Below are 601 nucleotides of genomic sequence, written 5' to 3' on the forward strand. Positions count from 1 at the left end.
ATACCGAAATCAAAGAGGCCCAACAGCAAGGGCTCGACGGCTACCCGGTCTTCACCCGCAAGGCGTGCACCGACGTCACCTACCTTGCCTGCGTGCATTTCCTGCTTTCCGAGAATACTCGGGGGCGCATCTTCCCGCAGTTCGCGACACACAACGCACACACCATCAGCACCATACTGGAGCTCGCCAATGCGGGGGATCGTCATTTCGAGTTCCAGCGCCTGCATGGCATGGGTGAAGCGCTCTATGACGCCGCACTCAAACGTGCACCACAGGGCACCTACTGCCGTATCTACGCACCGGTAGGCGCGCACAAGGACCTGTTGCCCTACCTCGTGCGGCGCTTGTTGGAAAACGGTGCCAATTCGTCTTTCGTGCACCAGTTGGTCGATCCTGGCGTGCCCGTGGAAAGCCTCTGCGAGCATCCGGTAGAAACCTTGGCGCAATACGATACTTATGCCAATCCACGGATTCCGCTGCCACGCGATATCTATGGGGAAAAACGCAAGAACTCCAAAGGCGTCAACTTGAACATCAACAGCCAATACCAACCGCTGATCGACAGCATGGCGACATTCATGGAGCGCGAACACCACGTCAA

At 57.2% G+C, this 601-nt stretch carries 1 protein-coding gene; it reads left to right on the plus strand.

From position 1 onward, the window contains the following. The coding region (locus OP496_RS18295; RefSeq protein WP_280565424.1) for a proline dehydrogenase family protein at positions 1-601 on the plus strand (601 nt) is incomplete at both ends.

It is taken from the genome of Chromohalobacter sp. 48-RD10, from assembly GCF_029889785.1.
GTDB lineage: Bacteria > Pseudomonadota > Gammaproteobacteria > Pseudomonadales > Halomonadaceae > Chromohalobacter.